Annotated in this window: 19 protein-coding genes; 15 read left to right on the forward strand and 4 right to left on the reverse strand. The window is 71.9% G+C overall.

What is annotated here, in order from left to right; all coding sequences use genetic code 11:
* The first annotated feature begins 3 nt into the window (after positions 1-3).
* Entirely contained in the window at positions 4-870 is an 867-nt protein-coding gene (gene mutM, locus ACZ6TV_RS04515) for a bifunctional DNA-formamidopyrimidine glycosylase/DNA-(apurinic or apyrimidinic site) lyase (protein WP_465295312.1), read from the forward strand.
* A gap of 137 nt (positions 871-1,007) precedes the next feature.
* Here mutM and ACZ6TV_RS04520 read toward each other — a convergent pair whose 3' ends face one another.
* Positions 1,008-1,775, reverse strand: a complete 768-nt coding sequence (locus tag ACZ6TV_RS04520; protein ID WP_465295314.1) for a spherulation-specific family 4 protein — start codon at positions 1,773-1,775, stop codon at positions 1,008-1,010.
* 26 nt (positions 1,776-1,801) lie between these two features.
* On the reverse strand, positions 1,802-2,455 hold the full coding sequence (locus tag ACZ6TV_RS04525) for a CAP domain-containing protein (RefSeq protein WP_465295316.1): 654 nt from the start codon (positions 2,453-2,455) through the stop codon (positions 1,802-1,804).
* Between the two features lie 305 nt (positions 2,456-2,760).
* On the opposite strand from ACZ6TV_RS04525, the gene ACZ6TV_RS04530 reads away from it, so the two are divergent.
* The 3 genes from ACZ6TV_RS04530 to ACZ6TV_RS04540 all read left to right on the forward strand — a co-directional run bounded on the left by ACZ6TV_RS04530 (position 2,761) and on the right by ACZ6TV_RS04540 (position 7,610).
* On the forward strand, positions 2,761-2,955 hold the full coding sequence (locus ACZ6TV_RS04530) for a hypothetical protein (protein ID WP_033357811.1): 195 nt from the start codon (positions 2,761-2,763) through the stop codon (positions 2,953-2,955).
* Positions 2,956-3,444: 489 nt separating this feature from the next.
* Positions 3,445-7,017, forward strand: a complete 3,573-nt coding sequence (gene smc / locus ACZ6TV_RS04535) for a chromosome segregation protein SMC (RefSeq protein WP_465295318.1) — start codon at positions 3,445-3,447, stop codon at positions 7,015-7,017.
* A complete protein-coding gene (locus ACZ6TV_RS04540; protein ID WP_465295320.1) occupies positions 7,014-7,610 on the forward strand; it encodes an HAD-IA family hydrolase in 597 nt (198 codons plus the stop codon). Before smc ends, ACZ6TV_RS04540 begins: the two co-directional genes overlap by 4 nt.
* 44 nt (positions 7,611-7,654) lie before the next feature.
* Here the strand turns inward: ACZ6TV_RS04540 and ACZ6TV_RS04545 are convergent, their stop codons facing one another.
* Positions 7,655-8,137: a glutathione peroxidase gene (locus ACZ6TV_RS04545; RefSeq protein WP_465295322.1), complete on the reverse strand. Its 483-nt coding sequence runs from the start codon at positions 8,135-8,137 to the stop codon at positions 7,655-7,657.
* Between the two features lie 185 nt (positions 8,138-8,322).
* On the opposite strand from ACZ6TV_RS04545, the gene ACZ6TV_RS04550 reads away from it, so the two are divergent.
* The 6 genes from ACZ6TV_RS04550 to ACZ6TV_RS04575 all read left to right on the forward strand — a co-directional run bounded on the left by ACZ6TV_RS04550 (position 8,323) and on the right by ACZ6TV_RS04575 (position 15,359).
* Positions 8,323-9,711 carry an aldehyde dehydrogenase family protein gene (locus ACZ6TV_RS04550; protein ID WP_465295324.1) on the forward strand — a complete coding sequence of 463 codons (1,389 nt, stop codon included), beginning with the start codon at positions 8,323-8,325 and terminating at the stop codon, positions 9,709-9,711.
* Entirely contained in the window at positions 9,708-11,198 is a 1,491-nt protein-coding gene (locus tag ACZ6TV_RS04555) for a sugar ABC transporter ATP-binding protein (RefSeq protein WP_465295326.1), read from the forward strand. Before ACZ6TV_RS04550 ends, ACZ6TV_RS04555 begins: the two co-directional genes overlap by 4 nt.
* Positions 11,195-12,160: an ABC transporter permease gene (locus tag ACZ6TV_RS04560; RefSeq protein WP_465295328.1), complete on the forward strand. Its 966-nt coding sequence runs from the start codon at positions 11,195-11,197 to the stop codon at positions 12,158-12,160. The genes ACZ6TV_RS04555 and ACZ6TV_RS04560 overlap by 4 nt, the downstream gene beginning before the upstream one ends.
* On the forward strand, positions 12,157-13,080 hold the full coding sequence (locus ACZ6TV_RS04565) for a substrate-binding domain-containing protein (protein ID WP_465295330.1): 924 nt from the start codon (positions 12,157-12,159) through the stop codon (positions 13,078-13,080). Before ACZ6TV_RS04560 ends, ACZ6TV_RS04565 begins: the two co-directional genes overlap by 4 nt.
* A 9-nt stretch (positions 13,081-13,089) precedes the next feature.
* Positions 13,090-14,871, forward strand: coding sequence for a discoidin domain-containing protein (locus tag ACZ6TV_RS04570; RefSeq protein WP_465295332.1), 1,782 nt, complete (start codon positions 13,090-13,092; stop codon positions 14,869-14,871).
* A 77-nt stretch (positions 14,872-14,948) separates the two neighbouring features.
* Complete coding sequence (locus tag ACZ6TV_RS04575) at positions 14,949-15,359, forward strand: NUDIX hydrolase (RefSeq protein ID WP_465295334.1); 411 nt, start codon at positions 14,949-14,951, stop codon at positions 15,357-15,359.
* On the opposite strand, the gene ACZ6TV_RS04580 is transcribed toward ACZ6TV_RS04575, so the two are convergent.
* Positions 15,352-17,016 carry an alkaline phosphatase D family protein gene (locus tag ACZ6TV_RS04580; RefSeq protein ID WP_465295336.1) on the reverse strand — a complete coding sequence of 555 codons (1,665 nt, stop codon included), beginning with the start codon at positions 17,014-17,016 and terminating at the stop codon, positions 15,352-15,354. The genes ACZ6TV_RS04575 and ACZ6TV_RS04580 overlap by 8 nt on opposite strands.
* Positions 17,017-17,120: 104 nt before the next feature.
* On the opposite strand from ACZ6TV_RS04580, the gene ftsY reads away from it, so the two are divergent.
* From ftsY to ACZ6TV_RS04605, 5 genes are all read left to right on the forward strand, one after another.
* Complete coding sequence (gene ftsY, locus ACZ6TV_RS04585) at positions 17,121-18,344, forward strand: signal recognition particle-docking protein FtsY (protein ID WP_465295338.1); 1,224 nt, start codon at positions 17,121-17,123, stop codon at positions 18,342-18,344.
* Between the two features lie 55 nt (positions 18,345-18,399).
* Positions 18,400-19,188, forward strand: a complete 789-nt coding sequence (locus ACZ6TV_RS04590) for a phosphotransferase enzyme family protein (RefSeq protein ID WP_033357818.1) — start codon at positions 18,400-18,402, stop codon at positions 19,186-19,188.
* Positions 19,189-19,361: 173 nt separating this feature from the next.
* The gene (locus ACZ6TV_RS04595; protein ID WP_465295341.1) at positions 19,362-20,738 is read left to right on the forward strand and encodes an ammonium transporter; all 1,377 of its coding nucleotides are present in this window, start codon (positions 19,362-19,364) and stop codon (positions 20,736-20,738) included.
* Between the two features lie 27 nt (positions 20,739-20,765).
* The gene (locus ACZ6TV_RS04600) at positions 20,766-21,104 is read left to right on the forward strand and encodes a P-II family nitrogen regulator (protein WP_033358035.1); all 339 of its coding nucleotides are present in this window, start codon (positions 20,766-20,768) and stop codon (positions 21,102-21,104) included.
* Positions 21,105-21,111: 7 nt separating this feature from the next.
* Positions 21,112-23,355, forward strand: a complete 2,244-nt coding sequence (locus tag ACZ6TV_RS04605; protein ID WP_465295343.1) for a [protein-PII] uridylyltransferase — start codon at positions 21,112-21,114, stop codon at positions 23,353-23,355.
* Positions 23,356-23,390 lie beyond the last annotated feature (35 nt).

Genomic DNA, 23,390 nt, shown 5'->3' on the forward strand with positions numbered 1-23,390 from the left:
TTGATGCCTGAGCTGCCCGAGGTCGAGACCGTCCGCCGCGGCCTCGACAAGTGGGTCTCCGGCCGGCGCATCGCCACCGTCGAGGTGCTGCACCCGCGGGCGATCCGCCGCCACCTGCCCGGCGCCGTCCATTTCGCCGACGTCCTCGCCGGCCGCCGCGTCGGCGCCGTCCAGCGCCGCGGCAAGTACCTGTGGCTCCCGCTCGACGACGAGGACGCCCTGGTCGGCCACCTCGGCATGTCCGGCCAGCTGCTCATGCAGCCCGTCGAAGCACCCGCCGAGATCCACCTGCGGGTCAGGTTCAGCTTCGACGACGACGGCCCTGAGCTGCGCTTCGTCGACCAGCGCACGTTCGGCGGCCTGGCGGTCTCCGCGGGCGGCGCGATCCTGCCCCTGGAACTGACCCACATCGCGCTCGACCCGGTCGACCCCTCGTTCTCCGACGAAGCGTTCGTCGACAACCTCCGCCGCCGCCGCACCGAGGTCAAGCGAGCCCTGCTCGACCAGACGCTGATCTCCGGCGTCGGCAACATCTACGCCGACGAGGCCCTGTGGCGCGCCAGGCTGCACGGCGCCCGCCCGACCGACCAGCTGACCCGCCCGGCGGTCCGCCGCCTCCTCGCCCACGTCCGCGACGTGCTCAACGAGGCGATCGGCCAGGGCGGCACCAGCTTCGACGCCCTCTACGTCAACGTCAACGGCGAGAGCGGCTACTTCGACCGCTCGCTCAACGCCTACGGCCGCGAGGGCGAGCCGTGCAACCGCTGCGGCGCCCCGATCCGGCGCGAGTCGTTCATGAACCGGTCGTCCTTCTCCTGTCCCCGCTGCCAGCCCCGCCCCCGAGTCCCGGCGGCCCGGTCACCGCGCTGAGCCCCATCCCTCAGCGTTTCCCCGCAACCCCGCATCGGTCCGGTCGTGCCCGGTCCGCATCCCCGCGGCGCGCCGGCCGATGCGCTCTGGTGGCGCTGGGCGGCGACCAGATCGCAGCCGCGCGCGGGGGCGGTCCGTCAACCCGTGCGGCCGGTCCGGCCGGCCGCGGCGGCGGAGCTCGGTGGGGCGGAGCCGGCGTTGATCAGGCGGTGCGGGCGGGGGCGGCGCGGCAGCGGGGTCGGCGGGTTGAGCTCGGCCAGCCCCGGCACCTGGCCGCACCAGGCGGGCAGGTCCGAGTACGGGTCGGGAGCGCCCAGGTCGGTGACCATGCCGAAGCCCGCGCCCCGGGAGACCTGGAGCCGGGCGGCCTCGTCGAGCTCCCACGGCGGCACCGCGTGCACGAGGTGGCCGTCGCCGGGCAGGGCGCCCGCGCCGTTCCACCGGCGGTAGTCGCGCCAGCTGCCGTCGAAGACGCAGATGGGCAGGCCCAGGTCGCGGTACGTCTGGTCCGGCGGGGCGCCCGGGTTGAGCACCACGTCGGGCAGGTCGGCGCGCTGCGCGAGCCGGGCCGCGATGGCCACCGGGCCGATCGAGTGCGGGCTGACCGGCACCTTGTCGAGGAAGACGCCGCGCACCGGGTAGCCGGCCCAGCGGTACACGTCGGCGCGGATCCGCTCGATCGGCCTGGTGGACAGGTCGACGTCGACGTAGCCGAGGAGCCGGACGCCCGCCGTGGCGAGCTTGCTCAGGGCAGCCGTGTAGGCCGGGTCGCGCCCGCTGCCGGGTCCGCCCGCGATGTCGATGACGACGGTGAACGCGGCACCGTGTCCCGCGACGATCTCCCATGCGTGCGGCCGGGCGTGGGGATGCGCCCGCAGTGGCAGGAGCGTCGGAACCCGGTCCACGACCGGACTAACGATGCTGGGCCCCCTCAAGCACGGCCGGTGTCCACTGTCCAGTAAGGCGTCCTGCCGCGCATGGCGGCACCGACGCCGATCGACTTCGTGGCGCAGTCCAGCAGGGTCTTGCGGTCGTCGCCGTCGCGCAGCCAGCTCTTGACGACGTCGCCGGCGTCGCCGCCCTTGGCGACCAGCTCGTCGGCGAAGCCGTTGTAGCCGGCTTTGGCGACCCGGTCCTCGGGGGAGCTGCCGTCGCTGCCCTGCGACCGGCTGAAGTCGTGGACGGCCATGTCGGCGCTGTGTGCCCGCGCCGCGGTCCGCAGCTGCGGGTGCATGCGGACGGCCTCGCACTTGGCCTTGCGGCGCTCGCTGTTGACCAGCTGCACCACCCGGTCCTCATAGCCGCTGTTGTAGCCGACGCTGACCGTGGGGGTGGCCTTGCCGGTGGTGGGGGCGGCGCTCGGCGGGGGTGCGCTGGAGGCGGCCTCGGTGGTCTCGGCGACGGGTTCGACCGTCGCCGGGGCGGGACCGGCGGCCGCCGCGGCGGCCGAGGGCTCGCCGCCGCCGTCGGTCAGCGCGGGCACGATCATCGCGCCGAGGCCGAAGACGATCAGGACCGCCGTGACGATCGCGGCGATGCCGGTGGGTCCGAGCCGGGCCGTCAAGCCGGGCTGGGGCGCCGTCATCGCGGGTCTCCTCACGGGTGTCATAGATCAGAATTTCTCCGACACGACGCTACTTTGCAGTGGCGCTTGCGGGCAACCGGTGGCACACTGCCACGATCGGCTACAGGGGTGTGATCACGCACCCGGGTGAGTGAGAACACCCTGGCCAGGACGTTTGGCGTGCCGGTTGGCTTGACTAAGTCGCCGCCGGGGGGCGAACATAGAGGGGTCGCCAGTCGCGCCCAATCATGCCCTAGTGCTTCGGTCGCGGGTGCTGGGCGCGCGTTTGCCGGAATCCGACCGGCTGCGCTTATCAAGGAGACGATATGGCTAAGGCCCTCTTCGGCCACGTAGGCGGCGCGCCCGATCGGCGCCTCGTAGACGAGGTCACCCAACTGCGTGCCAAGGTCCGGGCGCTCGAGTTCGAGGTCGTCCGGCTGCGCGCCGAGAATGACCGGCTCGCTGCGGCGGCCGCTGAGACGGATCACCTGGTCCGGCTCGTCGAGCCGGCGATGGCCTGACCCAGGCCTTCGCAAGCACGAAGAACGCCGGTGGATCCGGCGCTCTGCACTGGCACCTAAGCAGAAACTGAACAGCAAACCCGCGCGCCGATCATCCTCTGGGTATCGGCGCGCAGTCATGTTCAAGCGAAGTCGACCGAGGTCAACCGGGGCTCGACCGGGTCAGCCGGGGCTCGACCGGCGAATCGCGACGGAGACCGGCGCAAACGCGGCCATGGCACGCAAGCGCGATCAGGGCAACCGAAGCGAAGCCAAACGGAGCGACGGCGACCATACGTGACCGCGGCATCCGAATACGGTTATGTCAACGAACGAATGAGCGGCGTGCAGTCGTGTAACGACGCAGCGTCGACAATGGTTGCGAATGATGATCGGTGCAATTCCGCAGGCACGGGTAACGCGCATTATGGTGTGCGGCGCTGCCTGATTCGGTATCCTGCCGGGCGGTAGTCTGCCTGGAACAGCACCCACCTCGACCCGTGGAGATCCGTGCATCTCAAGAGCCTGACGGTCAAGGGCTTCAAGTCCTTCGCGTCCGCGACCACGCTGCGTCTCGAGCCGGGCATCACCTGCGTCGTCGGGCCCAACGGGTCGGGCAAGTCCAACGTGGTCGACGCGATCTCCTGGGTGCTGGGCGAGCAGGGCGCGAAGGCGCTGCGCGGCGGCAAGATGGAGGACGTCATCTTCGCCGGGACCGCCGGCCGCGCGCCGCTGGGCCGCGCCGAGGTGACCCTGACGATCGACAACACCGACGGTGCGCTGCCGATCGACTACACCGAGGTGTCGATCACCCGCCGGATGTTCCGCTCCGGCGAGAGCGAATACGAGATCAACGGCAACCAGTGCCGCCTGCTCGACATCCAGGAGCTGCTGAGCGACTCCGGCATCGGCCGGGAGATGCACGTGATCGTCGGTCAGGGCCGGCTCGACGGCGTCCTGCACGCCCGGCCGGAGGACCGCCGCTCGTTCATCGAGGAGGCCGCCGGTGTACTGAAGCACCGCAAGCGCAAAGAGAAGGCGATCCGCAAGCTCGACGCGATGGCCGCCAACCTCAACCGCCTCGGTGACCTCACCACCGAGCTGCGCCGCCAGCTCAAGCCGCTCGGCCGGCAGGCCGAGGTCGCCCGCCGGGCCGCCGGCATCCAGGCCGACCTGCGCGACGCGCGGCTGCGCCTGCTCGCCGACGACCTCGCCACGCTGCGCACCACCCTCGACAAGGAGATCGCCGACGAGACCGCGCTGCGGGCCCGCCGCGAGGAGGTCGAGGCCGAGGTCGAGTCGATCAACGAGCGGCTCGCCATGCTGGAGGCCGAGCACGCCGCCGACGCGCCGGTGCTCGCCGAGGCGCAGGACACCTGGTTCCAGCTGTCCACGCTGCAGGAGCGGTATCGCTCGCTGCACCAGCTCGCCGCCGAGCGGCACCGCAACCTGTCGGCCGCCCCGGTCGACGAGCGTCCCGGCCGCGACCCCGACCAGCTGACCGCCGAGGCGGAGAAGGTCCGGGAGCAGGAGGACGAGCTCCGCGCCGCGCTGGAGGCCAGCCAGGAGCGGCTCGCCGAGGCCGTCGACCGGCGCCAGGACCTGGAGCGGCGGCTCGCGTTCGCGGAGAAGGCGATCGTCGCCGCGCACAAGGCCATCGCCGACCGCCGGGAAGGCCTCGCGAAGCTCACCGGCCAGGTCGAGTCCGCCCGCAGCCGGGCGACCGCCGCGGCCGACGAGATCGAGCGCCTGTCGGTGCAGCTCGCGGAGGCCGAGACCCGCTCCGAGCACGCCGCCGCCCTCTACGAGGAGGCGAGCGCCGGCGCGAGCGTCGCCGACCACGCCAACGCCGACCTGGAGATCCGCCACCAGGAGGCGACCCGCGAGCTCGACGAGATCAACAACGAGGTCAAGCAGCACAGCGACGCCGAGCGGGCGGCCGAGAAGGACGCCGCGCAGTGGAAGGCCCGCGAGGAGGCCCTCGCCACCGGTCTGCGCCGCAAGGACGGCGCCGGCACGCTGCTCGCCCGCGCCGACCGGATCCCGGGCATGCTCGGCAGCGTCGCCGCGCTGCTGTCGGTGCAGGCCGGGCACGAGGCGGCGCTCGCCGCCGCGCTCGGCGCCCTCGCCGACGCCGTCGCGGTCGCCAACATCGACGGCGCCACCGCGTCGGTGGAGATGCTCAAGCAGGACGACGCCGGCCGGGCCGCGCTGCTGATCGCGTCCGCGCCGACGCACACGGCGCCGCCGGTCGAGCGGGTCCCGCTGCCGCCCGGCGCCGCCTGGGCCCTCGACCTGGTCCGCGCCCCCGACGAGCTGCGGCCCGCCCTGGAACGGGCGATCGGCGACGTCGTCTTCGCGCCCGACCTCGCGGTGGCGAAGCGGATCGTGTCGTACGCGCCGAACCTGCGCGCCGTCACGCCCGAGGGTGACGTCCTCGGCGCCTACGCGGCCGCCGGCGGGTCCGGCAAGCAGCACAGCTACATCGAGGTCCAGGCCGCCGTCGAGGAGGCCCGGCAGCAGAAGGTCGACGCCGAGCACCGCGTCGCCGAGGCCCGTGAGCTGCTCGCGCTCGCCCGGCACGCGGCGACCGGCGCCAAGCAGCAGGTGCAGGAGGCCGCCGCGGCGAAGAAGGAGGCCGACAGCGCCCGCAACGCCGCCGCCCGCCGCCTCGCCGAGTTCGGCGCCGCCGCGAAGTCCGCGAAGGCCGAGGTCGAGCGGCACGCCGCGGCCCGGGCCAAGGCCGAGGCCGCCCGCGAGTCCGGCGTGACCAGCCTCGCCGAGCTGGAGGAGCGCCTCGCCCTGGCCGAGGAGACCCCGATCGACGAGGACCCCTCGACGATGGAGCGCGACGACCTCTCCGCCGAGGTGCCCGTCGCCCGCCAGCAGGAGATGGAGGTCCGGCTCGCCGTCCGCACCGCCGAGGAGCGGGTCGGCGCCCTCGCCGGCCGCGCCGACGCCCTGCTGCGCCAGGCCGCCCAGGAGCGCGCCGCCCGTGAGCGGGCCGCCGCGCGCAAGGCCACCCGGGCGCGCGGCGCGAAGGTCGCCGAGACCGTCGCGGCCGCCGCGCAGCTGGCGCTCACCAACCTCGCCGAGTCGATCGCCGAGGCGCAGGAGACCCGCGACGCGCTCGCCGAGACCCGCGCCGAGCGGGAGACGACACTGACCGAGGTCCGGGGCCGCGCGAAGCAGTTCACCGGCGAGCTGGACCGGCTCACCAACGCCGTGCACCGCGACGAGGTCGCGCGGGCCGAGCAGCGGATGCGGATCGAGCAGCTCGAGGCGCGGTCCGCCGAGGAGTTCGGCCTCGACGCCGACACCCTCGTCGCCGAGTACGGGCCGCACCTGGACGTGCCGCCGACCGCGCCCGAGCTGGCCGCCGCCGAGGCCGACGGCCGTCCGGCGCCCGAGCCGGTGCCGTTCGACCGGGCCACGCAGGAGAAGCGCTCGGCGAAGGCGGAGCGCGAGCTCAACCTCCTCGGCAAGGTCAACCCGCTCGCGCTGGAGGAGTTCGCGGCGATGGAGGAACGCTTCAAGTTCCTCTCCGACCAGCTCGAGGACCTCAAGGCGACCCGCCGCGACCTGCTCACCGTGGTCAAGGACGTCGACGACCGGATCCTCGAGGTCTTCACCAGCGCCTACCACGACACGGCCCGGGAGTTCGAGCAGGTCTTCGCGGTGCTGTTCCCCGGCGGCGAGGGCCGCCTGGTGCTCACCGACCCCGACGACATGCTCACCACCGGCATCGAGGTCGAGGCCCGCCCGCCGGGCAAGAAGATCAAGCGGCTGTCGCTGCTGTCCGGCGGTGAGCGGTCGCTGACCGCGGTCGCGCTGCTGTGCGCGATCTTCCGGGCCCGCCCCTCGCCGTTCTACATCATGGACGAGGTCGAGGCCGCCCTCGACGACGTCAACCTCGGCCGCCTGATCACCCTCTTCGAGCAGCTCCGCGAGAAGAGCCAGCTGATCATCATCACGCACCAGAAGCGCACGATGGAGGTCGCCGACGCCCTGTACGGCGTCACCATGCGCCAGGGTGTCACCGAGGTCATCTCGCAGCGACTGCGCACGGAGGAAGCCGCATGACGGTCCGGCCGACCGCCCTGTTGATCGATTTCGACGGTGTACTGCGCCGTCACGACCCGGCGATCGCCGCCGCGATCGAGACCCGGCACGGCCTGGAGCCGGGCGCGATCCTCGCCACCGGGCTCGAATGGGACCGGCAGCTGCCCGCGATCACCGGGGAGATCAAGCGCGAGGAGTGGCTGGAGTCCATCGCCGGGGCGCTCGGCGTCGACCTGGCCGTCGTCCAGGAATGGGACCAGGACAAGGGCGAGATCGTGCCCGAGGTGCTGCAGTTCGTCAAGGACGTCCGCAAGGCCGGGATGAAGGTCGGCCTGGCCACCAACGCCATGGACGACCTCGGTGAGGTCCTGGACCGGCACGGCATCGCCAAGCAGTTCGACGCGATCGCCAACTCCTCGGAGATCAGCGTGCACAAGCCGGCGCCGGGCTACTTCCGCGCCGCGTGCGCCCTCGTCGGCGCGCACCCGAAGCAGTGCCTGTTCATCGACGACGCCGACCGCAACATCCGCGCGGCGCGAGCGGCAGGCCTCTCGGCCTACCGCTACACGCCCGGCGACGATCTGAGCTACGCCAGAAAAGCGCTGGGAATCTAAGCACCGGAAATCTCAGCGCTGCGAAACCCGAGCGCGGGGAAAATCTAGAGCGCGGCCTCGATCGCCTTGACGACCTCGTCGGACTGTGGCGTCGCGCGGGGCGAGAACCGGGCCGCGACCGTGCCGTCGGCGGCGATCAGGAACTTCTCGAAGTTCCACCGGATGTCGCCGGTGTGGCCCTCGGCGTCCGGCGTGTCGACCAGCTGCTGGTAGAGCGGGTGCCGGCCCTCGCCGTTGACCTCGACCTTCTCCGTCATGGGGAAGGTCACGCCGTAGGTGGTGCTGCAGAACTCGGCGATCTCCTCGGTCGTGCCGGGCTCCTGCCCGCCGAACTGGTTGCACGGCACCCCGAGCACGGAGAAGCCGCGGTCGCCGTACTCCTTCTGCAGCGCCTCCAGCTCCGAGTACTGCGGGGTCAGCCCGCACTTCGAGGCCACATTGACGACCAGCACGGGGTGCCCGCGGAACTGGCCGAGGTCCAGAGGGTCGCCCTGCAGGCCGGCGATCTTCACGTCGTAGAAGCTCATCCACCGATCGTATGCCGACCTTGACTTCAGAGGTTCGTTCGGTACATTAACAAAGACCGATTCCGGTGAGCCCACCCTCACTCACCGCGGTTTCGCCACGTTCCTCGCCGGACGGCGCCGGCGGACCTGCCCTGCACGAATGGGGCACGCCCGCGACCGCCGTTCCCGAGGAGGGCCCAGCCATCATGGCCGTTGTCACCGTGCGCAATCCCGGCACCGGGGAAGTGCTGGGGGAGGTGCCCACGACCGACGCGGCGCGGGTCGCCGCGACCGTCGAGCGCGCGCAGCAAGGTCAGCGGGCGATGGCCGCCACGCCGGCCCACGAGCGCGCCGGCCTGCTGCGCAAGGTCGCCGACGGGATCGAGGCCGAGCAGGAGGACCTCGCCCGGCTGCTCGCCGCCGAGAACGGCAAACCGATTCAGCAGACGCGCGGCGAGGTCCAGGCCGCCGTCCGGATCTTCCGCGGCACCGCCGGCGAGGCGACCAGGCTCTTCGGCCGGCAGATCCCCCTGGACGCCGTGCCGGGCCTGGAGCACCACCTGGCCGTCACCGTGCGCGAGCCGCTGGGTGTCGTCGCCGCGCTCGCGCCGTTCAACTACCCGGTCGAGCTGTACGCGCACAAGGCCGCCGCCGCGCTCGCCGCGGGCAACGCGGTCGTGGTGCAGCCCCCGGCCCGCTGCCCGCTGAGCCTGCTGCGGATCGCGGACATGGTCCACGAGGCCGCACCGGAGAACGCCCACCAGGTCGTCGTGGGCGGTGCCGAGGTGAGCCGGCAGCTCGCCGAGCTGCCCGGGATCGCCGCGGTGACCCTGACGGGCAGCACCGCCGCCGGACGGGAGATCGCCCGCCGCGCCGCCGGCACCCTGAAGAAGGTCTTCCTGGAGCTCGGCGGCAACGACGCGCTGATCGTCTGCGCCGACGCGGACATCGAGGAGGCCGCCCGCGCCGTCGTCCTCGGCCGGCTCGCCCGCGGCAACGGGCAGATCTGCTGCGCGGTGAAGCGGGTGTACGTCCAGGCGGGCGTCCACGACGACTTCGTCGACGCGCTCGTCGCGCAGACCGCGAAACTGACCGTCGGCGACCAGCTCCTGGAGTCCACCGACGTCGGCCCACTCATCACCGAGGAGGCCGCCGGACGGGTCCTGGACGCCGTGCGTACCCTCGTCGCCGACGGTGCGAGGCTCGCCGCCGGCGGGATCCGCAAGCGGGCGTTCATGGACCCGACGGTCCTCGTCGACGTGCCCACGACCAGCCCCGCGTTCGCCGAGGAGATCTTCGGGCCGGTGGCGCCCGTCGCCCGCTTCGACGACCCGGACGAGGCGGTCCGCCTCGCCAACGACTCGCCGTACGGGCTGCACGCCGCCGTCTTCACCCGCGACATCTCCCGGGCCCTGGGCATCGCCCGGCGGCTCGACGTCGGCGGCGTCGTCGTCAACGGCTCCACCGCGCTGCGCGCCGAGAACCTGCCGTTCGGCGGTACCAAGGACACCGGCGGATACCGGGAGGGCATCCACGACACCGTCCTGGACCTCACCAGGCAGAAGACGGTCGTCGTCATGGACGCCTTCCGATGACGCTGCGGCTTCGCGACGTCCACAAGTCCTATGCCGGTGTCGAGGTCCTGCACGGTGTGACGCTGCACGGCGAGCCCGGCGAGGTCCTCGCCGTCGTGGGCGCCAACGGCGCGGGCAAGTCGACCCTCATCAAGGTGCTCTCCGGTGTGGTGCCGATGAGCTCCGGCAGCCTCTCCTGGGACGGCGCCGAGCTGGACCTCGGCACGCCGCACGACGCCCACGCGTACGGCATCCGGACGGTGCACCAGGAGCTGTCGCTGGTGCCGGAGCTGTCGGTCACCGAGAACCTCCTGATGGGCAGCTTCCCGCGGCGGTACGGCCTGATCGACTGGCCGGCCGCGCACCGGCGGGCCGCGCAGCTGCTGCACGAGGCCGGCTTCGGCGTGATCGACCCGCGGGTGAAGGCGGCCAGCCTGTCGGTCGCCCGGCAGCAGATGGTCGAGATCGCCAAGGCGCTCGTCAGCGAGCCGCGGGTGCTCGTGCTCGACGAACCGTCCGCCGTCCTCGCCGGTGCCGACCTCGACGCGCTGTTCGCGCTGATCCGGCGGCTGCGCGGCCGCGGGGTGCTGGTGCTGTACGTGTCGCACCGCCTCGCCGAGGTCCTGGAGCTCGCCGACCGGATCGCCGTGGTCAAGGACGGCCGGGTCGTCGCCACCACCACCCCGGCGGAGACGGACGAGGGCGAGCTGATCAGGCTCATGGCGGGCCGGACCCTCGACCGGATCTACCCGGACCGCAGGCCCGGGCCGGGGGAGCCGCTGCTGACCGTCGACGGCCTCGGCAGGCCGGGCGAGTTCGACGGCGTGTCGTTCACCGTCCGGGCGGGCGAGATCGTCGGCCTGTTCGGCCTGGTCGGCTCGGGCCGCACCGAACTGGCCGCCTGCGTCTTCGGGGCGACCCGACCGGCGACAGGCACGACGACCCCCGGCAAAGGCGCGATCCGGCCCGGGGCGGCATTCCGGAGTCCGGCGGAGGCGATCCGGGCCGGGGTCGCCATGGTGACCGAGGACCGGGCCGGCAGCGGCCTCGTGCTCGGCATGACCGTCCGGGACAACATCGGCCTCACCACGTGGCGGTCCACCGCGCGCGGCCCGTTCCTGGACCGCAAACGGCAGCGGGCCGACGCGCACACGATGATCGAGCGGCTGGCCATCGCGCCCCGGGAGTGCGCCGGGATGCCGGTCGTCCACCTCAGCGGCGGCAACCAGCAGAAGGTCGTCCTCGCCAAATGGCTGCTCACCGGCCCGCGGGTGCTGATCCTCGACGAACCGACCCGCGGCGTCGACATGGCCACCCGCGTCGACATCTACCGCATGATCGACCGTCTCGCCCGCGACGGGCTCGCCGTGCTGCTGATCTCCTCCGACCTGACCGAGGTCCTCGGCGCCACCGACCGGGTCCTCGTCATGCGGCAGGGCCGGCTCGCCGGCGAGCTGCCGTCCGCCGGCACCACCGAGGAACAGGTCCTGGAAAGGGCGATCGCATGACCACCCTCGCCGTGCGGATCAAGGGCCGCGACGTGACCGTGGAGATCGCGTTCGCGCTGCTGATCGGGGCGCTGATCGTCGTGGCCGCCACCACGTCGGAGAGCTTCCTGACCGGTACCAACATCACCAACCTGCTCAAGCAGATGGTCACCACGGGCCTGCTCGCCTTCGGCATGCTCGTGGTGATCCTCACCGGCGGGATCGACCTGTCCGTCGGGTCGGTCGTCGCGTTCGCCGGGATCGTCACCGCGGGTCTCGTGGCGGACCTGCCGATCCCCGTCGCGATGCTCGTCGGCGTCGCGAGCGGCGTCGCGTTCGGCGCGGTCAACGGCGTCCTCGTCGCCCGGTTCGGGCTCGCGCCGTTCGTCGTCACCCTCGCGTCGCTCACCACGATCCGCGGGCTCGCGTTCGTCTACTCGGAGGTGCCGATCGCACCGGCCGATCCCGGCTTCCTCACGCTGGGCTCGGCCATGATCGGCCCCTTCCCCCTAATCACGCTGATCATGCTGGCCGTCTTCGGGGCCGGTGGCGTGTTCCTGGCCCGGACGCCACCCGGGCGCTCGATCATCGCCATCGGCGGCAACGCCGAGACGGTCCGCCTCGCGGGCATCGACGTGCGGCGGCACCTCGTGCTCGCCTACTGCATCAGCGGCTTCTGTGCCGGACTCGCCGGAATCATCCTCACCAGCAGAGTCGGCATCGCACAACCCAGCGTCGGGGTCGCTTTCGAGCTCGACGCGATCGCGGCCTGCGTCATCGGCGGCGCGAGCCTGTCCGGCGGCCGGGGTTCGGCGAAGGGTGCCTTCGGCGGGGTGCTCGTCCTGGTCCTGATCAACAACCTGCTGAACCTGTACGGCGTGCAGTCGTTCTGGCAGCAGGTGCTCAAGGGACTGATCATCATCGCGGTCATCCTCGTCCAACGGTCGAGGCTGCCGCGTTCCGTCGCGAAGGGACGCGCATGAGAAGAGCTTTATCCCTGCTGCTGGTGGCGGCGCTCGGGCTGACCGGCTGCTCCTCGTCGAAGGACGAGCCGGACGGCTACACGATCGGCGTGGCGAACTTCCTGCTCAGCGGGCCGTACTTCAGCGGCATGGACGCCGCGATCGCCGCGCAGGCCAAGACCAAGAGCAACGTGAAGATCATCAGTACCGACGCCGGGGGCGACGCCGCCAAGCTCGCCGCCAACGTCGAGGACCTGCTGAGCAAGAACGTCGACGCGATCATCATCTCCGGCGGCCCGCTCGAGTCCGCGCCGGCCGCCCTGAACGCGATCAAGGCCGCGAACAAGCCCGTGATCCTGGTCGACCGGAAGTTCGCCACCGGCGAGTACACCAGCTGGATCGGGCCGGACAACGAGGCCATCGGCAGGCAGGACGGCGAGTTCCTGGCCGCCCGGGTCAAGGGCAAGGTCGCGATCATCAAGGGCGGGCCCGCCGACAACTCGATCGGTCTCGCCCGTACCAACGGGGTGAAGTCGGTCCTCGGTACCAAGGCGGACATCACCCTGATCGAGGCCCCCGACTTCGGCAACTGGGGCTCCGACGGCGGGCTGACCGTGATGGAGGGGCTGCTCGCCAAGCACCCCGACCTCGTCGCCGTCTTCTGCGAGAACGACGCGATGTGCCTCGGCGCGCAGCGGGCGATCGCGGCGGCCGGCAAGGCCGGCCAGATCGTGCTCGCCGGCGTCGACGGGCAGGCCGAGGCGCTCAAGGCCATCCTCGACGGCACCAACTACGTCGTCACCGGCCTGAACAGCCCGAACGTGATCGGCAAGCTCGCCCTGGACCGCACCGTCGAGGTCCTCGGCGGGGCCAAGGTCGAGAAGGACACCGTCGTGCCGTCGCCGCAGATCACCAAGGACAACGCGTCCCAATACCTGTAGGAGCCTGTTGTGAGACGACTGCTCACCGGGGCCCTGGTCGCCGGGTCACTGTTCGCGATCCCGGCCGCGCCCGCCTCCGCCGCGCCCACCTGGCGCCTGCTGTACTCCGAGAACTTCGCCCAGCCGATCAACCCCGGCAACGCGCAGTGGGTCCGCGAGACCTACGCCAACCCGTTCGACACCATCACCGACGACGCCGGGCAGTGGTACCGCAACGACTACGGCCCGGCCTGGACCACGCAGTTCAACTCGTTCGACACGTACCGCAAGGAGTTCCAGGTCGGGCAGAACGGCTGGCTCACCGCCTCGCTGTCCGCCCGCGACTTCAACAAGGACGGCGTCCTGGAGGCGCCGCCGTCGATCACCACGGCGACCGTCGGCGGGTCCAGCGCGGCCGTCATCAACGTGCCCGAGAGCACCGGCGGCGCGATCTTCCGCCCGACCCAGGCACTGCCGGACCAGTACCGCGTCGAGTACAAGCTCAAGACGATCGACTTCGGCGGCAAGCGCAACGGCACCATCAACTACGACAACCGGATCAACGGCTACAGCACCGCCGGGTGCAAGACCCAGCACCCGTGGGGCGAGGGCTCCAACAGCCCTGGCTGGAGCGGCGACGCGTCCGTGCCCTACTGCCAGTGGCAGGACGTGCGGGCCGGCAACTACGGGTACAACGGCTTCCACTTCATGTCGATCGTGGACTTCGCGAACCCCGCGCCCCGCAACAACCACTTCTGGCACTACCACCGCAAGGTGCTGATGGACTCCTTCAGCCAGCACCCCGACCGGGTCGGCTCCGGCACCGGCGGCCGGGTCTGCAACGCCGCCACGAACAGCTACTACAACTACCGCGACGGCAACTTCAACACCGTCAACATGTGGCTGTCCGGCATGCCGAACTGGAACCCCGGCCCCGGCGGCCTGCCCGGCAACTCGCAGTGGTTCATGACCAGCTGCTCCGGCGGCGCCGCCGAGAACCAGCTGTCCAGCGCCGCCGAGCTGCAGCCGGAGCTGATGCCGAACGAGTACTACACGTTCGCGATCGAGCGCGACGCGACCGGCTACACGCTCGAGGCGAGCGGCAACTTCGCCCGCTCCGGGCAGCGCACGCTGCGCTTCCACCGCGACTTCGTGGTCAACAACGTGCCGATCTGGCACTACAACACCAAGCCTGGCGAGTACAACGGCCAGTTCAACGGCAACCTGGTGCAGAACGACGACTTCGGCAGCACCACGTGGCCGAACCAGTGGCCGTCCGGCTCCGCCTACCCGGACTCGTTCGTCATCGGTGACCTGTACACCAACGTCTACGAAGGCTCCGCCAGCCTCACCGACATCAAGCTCTTCGTGCCGGACACCGCCGCACCGGTCAACCTCGCCCTGAACAAGACCGCGACCGCCTCCTCGCAGTGCGCGGCGTCCGAGGCGCCGGCGAAGGCGGTCAACGGCAGCTGGACCGGCGGGCTCGCCGACAAGTGGTGCGCGCTCGGCGCCGCCAAGTGGCTGCGCGTGGACCTGGGCAGCAACCAGCAGGTCGGCAAGGTCGTGCTGCGGCACTCGGGTGCCGGCGGCGAGAAGACCAGCTGGAACACGAAGGACTTCGACGTGCAGACCAGCCTCGACGGCACCACCTGGACGACGGTCGCCCAGGTCAGGGGCAACACGGCGAGCACGACGACGCACACCTTCACGCCGCGTTCGGCCAGGCACGTCCGGTTGAACGTCATCACTCCGACCAGCGACTCGGACACGGCGGCCCGGATCTTCGAGCTGGAGGCGTACGCCTCGTAGACCGCCGACCTCGGAGACTCCGACCCGCCGGGGTGGGCCGGAGTCTCCGAGGTCGGCCGGGTGGCTACTGTCGGGGCATGGCCGTGGGTGCCGTCATCCGGCGGGGCAAAGCCGTGCTGCTGGTCGGGGAGGACCGCGACGCGCTGCCCGGCGGTGCCGTCGAGCCCGGCGAGCCGCTGCTCGCGAAGGTGGCCCGGGAGGCCGGCTACGCGAGCGTGACCGCCGAGCGGCTGCTGTGGGTCGCGCGGTACACCGCCGGCGGCGACGACTTCGAGACGCTCGGCTTCGAGGTGACCGGCGTCGGCCCGCACGACGGGTCGGGGGAGTGGGTCCACCTCGACGAGGCCGTGCGGCGGCTGGGACGCATGTGGTTCGCGCCCATCAGGGAGCCCGCTGTGGCATATCTCACCGGCCGGGCGAGGGTCGCCACCGTGTGGACCTGGACGGCCCTCGACCGTGCCCCGCAGATCGTGCCGGACGTCAGCTGAGCTGCAGGGACGCCACCTTGCCGAGGGTCTTGTCGGGCTTGGTGCCCTCGATCATCACGTGCGCGGAGCGGCCGTCGAGCAGGAGCACGCCAACCGCGTTGCCGAAGTAGGGGTCGGCGGTCTTGTCCCAGCGCACCGGCGGCTTCGGCAGGCCCACGGCGCGCGCGAGGGAGCGCATCAGGCGGGCGGCCGGCGCGTTCCAGCCGAACTTCATCGCCGGGCGGATGTACCGCGGCATGTCGTTGTGGACCGGCGAACAGGTCAGCTGGTGGACGGGGCTGACCACCTCCGGCCCGAGGACGGCGCGGGCGGCGTAGGAGTGGTGCACGTCACCGGAGAGCACGCTGATCGACGCCGGTGGCGGTGAGACGCCGCCCCGGCCCGCGCCGATCTCGCTGAGCAGCGCGGTGAGCGAGTCGAACGAGCGCCTGAACGCCGCCCAGTGCTCCAGGTCGACCGCCTGGCGGAGCTTCTCGCCGAACTTCGACACCCAGTCGCGGGGCGACTCGGCGATCCGCTCGGTCGCGGCCTCCAGGTGGTGGATTGCCGGCGGCAGCAGCCACGGCAGCGACGAGCCGATCAGCAGGTGGTCGTAGTCGCCGGGGATCTGCTCGGTGAGCCACTGCCACTCCGACGCCGCGAGCATCGCCCGGTGGCCGCGGGCCAGCACGCGGGCGGCGCGGTTGTCGACGACGACCAGGCGGGTGCGGTCGATGTCGATCGCGTAGCTCCACCGGTATCCGGTGGGGTCGTGGTCGGCGCGGGTGCCGAACGCGTCCAGGGCCTCGGTCGCGTCACCGCCCGACCCGAGCACGGCGGCGTAGACCGGGTCGGCCGCCAGCGCGCTCGGCGCGATGTTGCCCAGGTGCTGGTAGACCCAGTAGGAGGAGAGACCGGCCTGGATGCGCTCCTCCCACCAGGACAGCTCGGCCATCTGCGTGCGCCAGCGGTCGGAGGTGTTCCAGTCGTCGATGATCTCGTGGTCGTCGAAGATCATCACGCTGGGCACGGTGGACAGCAGCCAGCGGATCTCCGGGTCGCCCCACGAGTCGAGATACAGCTTCGTGTACTCGTGGAAGTCCACCACCTGCTTGTCCGGCGCGTCGGCGCGGCGCTTGCGGCGGCGGAGCCACTTCTGGATCTTCTCGGGGGTCTCGTCGGCATACACCTGGTCGCCGAGCAGCACCAGCATGTCCGGCCACTCGGTCGGCGCGGCGGCGTTGATCGACTCGATGAGCCGGCCCGCGTAGGCGTCCAGCGCGTCCGGCGGGAAGCGGGTCACGCTCAGCGGGCTCGACTCGCGGCACGATCCGAAGATCAGCCGGACGGGCGCGCCGTCGGGCCTGGTGCGGATCGCCGAGGGCGGGGAGGCGGAGTCCGGCGGCGGCCAGACCTCGCTCCCGTCGACCTTCACCGTGTACGGGGTGACCGCGTCCGGCGGCAGTCCCTCCACGACGACCAGGGCGTAGTGGTGCCCGTGCACGGTGAACGTGCGGGCGGATCCGCCGGCGGGGGCGGCGTCGACCTCGACGGTCGCCGGGTGGGACGTCTCCACCCAGATGGTCGCGCGGTCGCCTTCGACCCGGCGCAGGACGGGGCCGAGCAGCAGCGGGCCGCGGTCCTCGTCGAGGGTCTGGGACCGGTCGTCGTCCGGCATGTCATGGACCTCCAGGACGCTAGGGGGCACTGGTGATGATCCTGCGTGGGCGGACCTGGCGCCACTTCGGGCCCCGGCGCGCGTCGTCTGGGAGGATTCCTGCCATGGAGTCGTACATCGTCTTCGGCCTGGTGCTGCTCGTCGTGGTGATCGGGGCGACCCTCGCGCTGGTAGCGCCCCGTTTCCGCAAGCCACCGACCCTCCCACCGGCGCAGAAGCCGACCGTCACCCCTCCGGCGAAGACCGTCCCGCCGCCGGTGAAGAAGACCGTCCCGCCGCCGGTGAAGACCGCGCCCCCGGCACCCCCGCCGCCCGTGGTGGAGGCGCCGCCGCCGGTCGTGCCCGCGCCGCCGGTGGAGGCGCCGCCGGTCGTCGAGGTGCCGGAGGTCGAGACGCCCGAGCCGACCGCCGGGCGCCTGGTGCGGCTGCGGGCCCGGCTGTCGCGCTCGCAGAACGTGTTCGGCAAGGGGCTGCTCGCCCTGCTGTCGCGCGACAAGCTCGACGACGACACCTGGGACGAGATCGAGGAGACCCTCATCGGCGCCGACGTCGGCGTCGCCGCGACCACCGAGATCGTCGGCAAGCTGCGCGAGCGGGCCCGCGTGCACGGCACCGCGACCGCCTCCGAGCTGCGCGGCATGCTCGCCGACGAGCTCGTCACCGCGCTGCAGCCGGAGATGGACCGCACCCTGGCCGCGACCCGGCGCGCCGGCCGCCCGTCGGTGCTGCTGGTCGTCGGCGTCAACGGCGCCGGCAAGACCACCACCTGCGGCAAGATCGCGCGGGTACTGGTCGCCGACGGCCACACGGTCCTGATGGGAGCGGCCGACACCTTCCGCGCCGCCGCCGCCGAACAGCTCGTCACCTGGGGAAGCCGGGTGGGCGCGGAGGTGGTCCGCGGCCCCGAGGGGGCGGATCCGGCGTCGGTGGCGTTCGACGCGGTCAAACGGGGTATCGATGCCGGTGTGGACACCGTGCTCATCGACACCGCCGGCCGGCTGCAGAACAAGGTCGGCCTGATGGACGAGCTGGGCAAGGTCAAGCGGGTCGTCGAGAAGCACGGGCCGGTCGACGAGACCCTGCTGATCCTCGACGCCACCACCGGGCAGAACGGCCTGGAACAGGCCCGGGTCTTCACCGAGGTGGTCGACGTCACCGGCGTGGTGCTCACCAAGCTCGACGGCACGGCCAAGGGCGGGATCGTCATCGCGGTCCAGCGGAAACTGGGCATCCCGGTGAAGCTGGTCGGCCTCGGCGAGGGCCCGGACGACCTGGCACCCTTCGATGCCCGGCAGTTCGTCGACGCACTCGTTGGCACGGACGCGTAACCTCGGACGGAAAGCTTGGCAGGGCGAGACTCGACCGGGACATGAGGGACTACACGTGACGCAGCAGGAGATCCCCCTCCACGGCGGAAACACCTCCGTCGTGGTGCGCTCGGGAGACACCGTGCGCCGCAACGCCGGCCCCTGGACGCCGGCGGTGCATGCACTGCTGCGGCACCTGGAGTATGTCGGGTTCACGGGCGCGCCGCGGGCGTTCGGCATCGACGAGCGGGGCCGTGAGGTCCTGTCATACCTGGAGGGCGAGTCGGGCGGCTATCCGCTCGCCCCGCACTGGGTGACGGACGAGGCGATGGTCACCGTGGCGACGATGCTGCGGATGTTCCACGACGCGCAGGCCGGGTTCCGCCCGCCGCCCAACGCGGTGTGGCGCTCCTTCGGCCCGCCGCCGCCGGACACCGAGGTGATCTGCCACCACGACGCGGCGCCGCACAACGTGATCTGGCGGCCCGACGGGACGTTGTCGCTGATCGACTTCGACCTCGCCTCGCCGGGCGCCAGGATCTACGACGTGGCGTATGCCGCCTGGACCTGGGTCCCGCTCTTCTCCGACCGGGACTCCTACACGCTCGGCTGGAAGCGGCCGAACCGGCCGCGCCGGCTGCGCATGTTCGCAGACGCGTATGGGCTGACCCCGCGCGACCGGCACCGTCTCGTGCGGGTCATCCGGAAACGGATCGTCGATCACATCGAGGGAATTCGACGGATGGCGGCCGCCGGCGACCCCGCTTTCGTGCGGATCGTGCACAAGGGACATCTCCGCCGTCCGGTCCGTGACCTGCGGCTCATCGACTATGAGCGGCACACGCTCGAATACGCCCTTCGATAGGGCCCCACCAGCAAGTGAGCAGTTCTTCACACGCTGGAAACATGACGTGACGACTGAGAAACCGCTCAGCGCCGGTGCGCGAAACGTGAGCCCTGAAAGCTCTCGCGCAACCGGCTGACAGGGCGACGCTGCCTCGAAGGCCGGAGGGAGGATCCGACTAATAGGAGGCCGGCGTGCCGGAACCGACGCCTTTTAACGGCAGTAATACCGCATGGTTGCTGATCTCCACGGCACTCGTGCTGCTCATGACGCCGGGTCTGGCACTGTTCTACGGTGGCCTGAACCGCTCCAAGGGCGTCCTCAACATGATGATGATGAGCTTCTCGTCCATCGGGCTCATCAGCGTGATGTGGCTGTTCTACGGGTTCAGCATGTCGTTCGGTGAGGACACCGCCGGCGGCCTCATGGGCAAGCTGAGCAGCTTCCCGGGGACCAAGACGTTCCTGGCCGAGACCGACCTCTGGGGCACCACCGGTATCCCGGTCTACGTCTTCATGACCTTCCAGATGACCTTCGCCGTCATCACCGTCGCGCTGATCAGCGGCGCCATCTCCGACCGGGCGAAGTTCGCCGGCTGGCTGCTGTTCGCCTTCGGCTGGGCCACCCTGGTCTACTTCCCGGTCGCCCACAACGTGTGGGGCGGCGGCTGGATCTTCCAGCAGTTCCACCCGCTCGACTTCGCCGGTGGCACCGCGGTGCACATCAACGCCGGTGCGGCCGCGCTCGGTGTCGCCCTGGTCCTCGGCAAGCGCATCGGCTGGCCGCGGGAGAGCATGAAGCCGCACAACGTGCCGTTCGTCGCCCTCGGCGCCGGTCTGCTGTGGTTCGGCTGGTTCGGCTTCAACGCGGGTTCCGAGCTGACCGTCGACGGCGTCACGGGCCTGGCGTTCATCAACACCCAGGTCGCGACCGCCGCCGCGGTGCTCGGCTGGGTCCTCGTCGAGTGGATCCGTGACCGGAAGCCGACCCTGGTCGGTGCCTCGTCCGGTGCCATCGCCGGCCTGGTCGCCATCACCCCCGCCTGTGGCTTCATCGACCCCTGGGCCGCGGTCCTGCTCGGCCTCGTCGCCGGTGTCCTCTGCGCCCTCGCGGTGAGCCTGAAGTACCGCTTCGGCTTCGACGACTCGCTCGACGTCGTCGGCGTGCACTTCGTCGGTGGCTGGATCGGCACCCTGTGGCTCGGCTTCTTCGCCAACACCAAGGCCAACAGCGCGATCGAGTCGGCCGTCGGCGCCCAGGACGGTCTGTTCTTCGGTGGCGGCGCCACCCAGCTCGGTCGTCAGGCCGCCGCTGCGGCTATCGTCACGGTCTGGTCGTTCGTGATCGCCTTCGGCCTCGCATGGATCATCAACAAGACGGTCGGGTTCCGGGTCAGCACCGAGGCGGAAGTCGAGGGCATCGACATCACGGAGCACGCCGAGAGCGGCTACGACCTGAACAACCCGGGCAGTGGTGGCGGCAGCGCGGCCGGCGCCTTCGCTCTGGCCGGGATCGGTGGAAGTGCAGCACCGGCGGCGCAAGCCCCGGCGTCGGAATCAGTTGCCGGTTAGCGTCGAGGGATGACGGAGGGAATGGGCATGAAGCTGGTGACCGCGGTCATCAAGCCGTATCAGCTCGACGCGGTGAAAGAGGCTCTGCACGCGCTTGGCGTGGCCGGCCTGACCGTGAGCGAGGTCCAGGGATACGGTCGTCAGAAGGGCCACACCGAGGTCTACCGCGGTGCGGAGTACACGGTGGAGTTCGTCCCGAAGATCCGCGTCGAGATCGTCACCGACGAGCTGGACTTCGAGAAGGTCGTGGACGCCATCGTCACCGCCGCCCGCACCGGCAAGATCGGTGACGGAAAGGTCTGGGTCACCTCGGTCGACGAGGTCATCCGGGTCCGCACCGGCGAGCGCGGCCTCGACGCGCTGTAGCCGATACATGACACAACCGCCGGCGCCCGCCCCGATCCTCTCGACCGGGGCGGGCGCCGCCGCGCGTGCCGCCCGCTCCGCGGCACTCGACTCCTGGCTCGCCTCGGTGTACGCCGCGGCCGGCGGCACCGGCGAGGGGCTCGCCCTCGTCGCGGTCGGCGGGCTCGGCCGCGGCGAGTGCGCCCCGCGCAGCGACCTCGACCTGGTCCTGCTGCACGACCCCTCGGTCGTCGCCGACGAGCTCGGCAGCGGGATCTGGTATCAGATCTGGGACGCCAAGTTCGCGCTCGACCACTCCACCCGCACGCCCGAGCACGCGCTGAAGCTGGCCCGCGAGGACCTGAAGGTCGCGCTCGGCCTGCTCGACGCCCGGCTCGTCGCCGGCGACGCCGACCTGCTCGCCCACCTGCACACCGACGCGGTCGCGCAGTGGCGGCGCGAGGCCCGGCACCTGCTGCCCGCGCTGCGGAAGCTCACCCAGACCCGCTGGGACGCCCACGGCGAGCTCGCCTTCCTGCTCGAAGGCGACGTCAAGGAGTCCCGCGGCGGCCTGCGCGACTTCGGCGTGCTGCGCGGCATCGGCTTCGCCGGTGTCGCCGACGGCCCCCGCCCGCCGGTCCGCGGCGCCCACCGCACCCTGCTCGACGTCCGCGACGCGCTGCACGCCGTGCGCGGCCGCCGGGTCGACCGGCTCCTCGCGCAGGACCGCGACGAGGTCGCCGAGCTGCTCGACCTCGGCGACCGCGACGAGGTGCTGCGGCGCATCGCCGAGGCCGCCCGCACCATCGCCTACGCCAGCGACGACGCCTGGCGCGCGGTCGAGCGCTGGTCCGCGCCCGCCGGCCGCGGCCACACCGAGCGCCGGCCCCTCGCCCGGGACGTCGTCGAGCAGCACGGCGAGGTCGTCCTCGCGCGGGCCGCCGTGACCCCGCGCCCCGACCCGGCGCTGGGGCTGCGGGTCGCCGCCGCCGCGGCCCGCGCCGAGCTGCCGATCGCGCACGCCACCCTGGACTGGCTCGGCGGGTTCGCCGCCCCGATGCCGCAGCCGTGGCCGGCGCCGGCCCGCGACGCCCTGCTCACGCTGCTCGGCAGCGGCCCGTCGATGATCTCGATCTGGGAGGCGTGCGACCGCTACGGGCTCGTCGTGAACTGGCTGCCCGAATGGGCCAGGGTCCGGAGCCTGCCCCAGCACAGCCCCGTGCACCTGTTCACCGTCGACCGGCACCTGGTCGAGACGGCCCGCCACGCGGCGAAGCTGTCCCGCGACGTCGACCGCCCGGACCTGCTGGTGCTCTGCGGGCTGCTGCACGACGTCGGCAAGGGCCTGCCCGGCGACCACAGCATCGTCGGCGCGCCGATCGCCGCCGACATCGCCGCCCGGCTCGGCCTGCCGGACGCCGACGTCGAACGGGTCGAGAAGGTCGTCCGGCTGCACCTGCTGCTGCCGGACACCGCGACCCGCCGCGACCTGAGCGACCCGCAGACCATCGCCACCGTCGCCGATGCCGTCGGCGACGCCTCCACCCTCGCCGTGCTGCACGCGCTCACCCGCGCCGACGCCGCCGCGACCGGACCCGGCGCCTGGTCGGACTGGAAGGGCCGGCTCATCGGCGAGCTCGTCCGGCACGTCGAGCGGGCCCTGGACACCGGCGTGGTCGCGCCGCCGCCGTCGCCCGCCGCGGCGCTGCCGGAGCCGGACCGGCTGCCGGCCGTCCTCATCGGGACCGACGCCGTGTCGGTGACCGCGCAGGACCGGCGCGGGCTGCTGGCCGCGGTCGCCGGGTGCCTGTCGCTGCACCGCCTCGACGTGGTCACCGCCGACACGGTCAGCTCCGGCGGGCTGGCCAGGATGGTCTGCGCGGTGCAGCCGCGGTACGGCGGCGACCTCGACCGCGAGGCGATCGCCAGCGACCTGCGGCGCGCCGTGCTGGGCGAGCTGCCGGTCGCCGAGCGGCTCGCCGCCCGGGAGCGATCCGCCAGGCAGCGCAACACGGTGCCGCCGCGGGTCGTGTGGCAGCCGTCGAGCGCCGCGACCGCGGCCACCGTCCTGGAGCTGCGCGCCTCCGACACACCGGGCCTGCTCTTCCGGGTGGCGCGGGCGCTGGAGGACGTGGGCGCCGACGTGCGTTCCGCCCGGATCTCCACCCTCGGCGGCGAGGTCGTCGACGCCTTCTACCTGGCCGGTGAGCTGTCCGGCGACGACCGCGCCCGGGTCGAGGACGCCGTGCTGCGGGCGGCGACGCCCGCCTAGACGATCGGGCGTCGGTTACCCTTTGCAGCAGCGCC

This window comes from Dactylosporangium sp. NPDC051087 (assembly GCF_055586325.1).